Origin of the sequence: Capnocytophaga felis (genome assembly GCF_009684755.1) — a bacterium.
Classification (GTDB): Bacteria; Bacteroidota; Bacteroidia; order Flavobacteriales; family Flavobacteriaceae; genus Capnocytophaga; species Capnocytophaga felis.
In genome coordinates this window covers 1-1,889 of record NZ_BLBC01000030.1, presented here as the reverse complement: position 1 = coordinate 1,889, position 1,889 = coordinate 1, and the positions used below count along the sequence as shown (strand labels likewise).

The following is a 1,889-nucleotide window of genomic DNA, read 5'->3' as shown; positions in this document are numbered from 1 at the left end:
CCAAGCAAAGGGCTCAAAATATCAAAATGTATCGGTTTTAAACTCTAATTTATCCCAAAAATCATACAACGCATCGTACTTTTCTTTAATTTTTTTCTGACAAAAGAGAATTTATATATTTTTTACTTGATAAGAAGGAGTCTTCCTTTACATTTTTTATTTCTTTTTCAAGCAAAAATTTCCATTTTCCATTTTTCTTTTGATAATACTTTCTTACAAAAGGAAATGGAATACTATATTCTTCATCACTATCTATTTCTATATATTTTACAGAAACAAACATCCCTATTATTCCCCAATTTTCCTCATTCTTTATCTTTTCTTTTAATATTTTATCAATTTTATCATTATCGGCATCCGAAAAATAATGATAATCATACAGTTCATTATACAATAGTTTAAATCGATTATTTTTCTCAAAATTTTTCAAATAATTGATATCCGTCTCTAACATTGGGATATAATAAATTGTGAAATGTCCTACATCTGGGATAATATAAGAAGACAAAGCTATTTTGTCAGAAATATCAAAATATACTTTTTCTTCTTTATGGAAATATTTTGTTACATTATCAACTTGTTTTTCTTGTGCGTTACAAGAAAAAAATATAAAAAATACGCAACTTGTTAAAAAATATCTTGTTCTCATTTTATTACATTTCCTTTTGTTGTTTCATCAAATTTTGTTTTCATAAATTGCTCTGGGTCTATTCTATTTTTCTTAGAATAAGACTCTAAAAAAGCCTCTATGTGTATATGTCTATATTGTGGATAAATCCCGTGTATGAGTTTTCCTTTTTCATCATAAACAGAAGCTGCATTACCTGTGCTTCCTGCTTTTCCTATAATTTCTCCGTGTCTTATTTTTTGTCCTTTTTTTACCAAAACTTCATCCAAATGACAATATTGCAAATAAATAACCCTATCTTCTTTATCTTTTGATTTGATAACTAAATAATTTCCTAAGCTATTAGCCTTATATTCATTAGGCTTAAAAGTATTTACAACACTATAAACCTCCCCACAAAGCATCGCACAAACTTCATCTCCAGAGGATGCCAAAATGTCTGTTCCTGAGTGATAATATCCTCGGGGGTATGGATATGTTTTATTATATCGTTTTTCTCGTTGAAATCTATTTTTATTCACATTATCACTTTGGTTATTAAGACGAGGATTTACAACCACATCTTGATAATCAAAACATTGAGAGCAATCATCAGGACAAAAACCATCAAACACCCTGTTCATCTGCTCCACCCAAGCAAATGGCTCAAAATACCAAAATGTATCGGTTTTAAAATTCAACTTATCCCAAAAATCATACAATGTATCGTATTTGGCTTTTATTTCTTTAAGGCGTTCATCTACATACTCTTGTTTGGCATCAGGATAATGGTATTTAATAAATTTCTCATAATCTGATTTTATTTTTGCCCATTTGTACGACCATTCGCTCTTGTGTTTGCATACCATACGAGAAAAAATATGACTCAATTCTGGTTTGTTGTAACAGGCTTGTAGCTCTTCATTTTGGATTTTGCCGTCTTGATTAGTGTCTATAAGGGCTATCATTTTCTTTATGAATTCAGACGTTCCTTCGTAACTATTCACACCCTTTATAGGATACATTCGGTTAGCTTCTGCATCATACGTCTTAAATCCAAACTTATCCCAATGATAAGCACTAAACCTTTCTTCCTCTTTGGGAACTTCTACCCAACCTTGATTGTAAATCGTTTTACCTTCTCGGTAATAATGGCTCTTTACATATATCCATTCCGCATTCTCGTAACTTACTTTTTCCTTGCATTGGCGTATGTCTATGGTTACATTTTTAGCAAGTTTATCCTCATAAACTCTGCCTCTACTTCGGGTTTGGGTTTCCC

Annotated in this window: 2 protein-coding genes; both read right to left on the bottom strand. The window is 30.8% G+C overall.

Annotated features, from left to right (window positions below; genetic code table 11):
• Positions 1-85: 85 nt before the first annotated feature.
• The gene (locus GN105_RS12630; RefSeq protein WP_155285746.1) at positions 86-649 is read right to left on the bottom strand and encodes a hypothetical protein; all 564 of its coding nucleotides are present in this window, start codon (positions 647-649) and stop codon (positions 86-88) included.
• Positions 646-1,889 (bottom strand): M23 family metallopeptidase (locus GN105_RS12625; RefSeq protein ID WP_155285745.1); only part of this gene is annotated, 1,244 nt, incomplete at its 5' end. The genes GN105_RS12630 and GN105_RS12625, both read right to left, overlap by 4 nt.

Coding starts and splice junctions, on each gene's coding strand:
- GN105_RS12630 (WP_155285746.1), bottom strand. CDS start 649: ATGAGAACAAGATATTTTTTAACAAGTTGCGTATTTTTTATATTTTTT.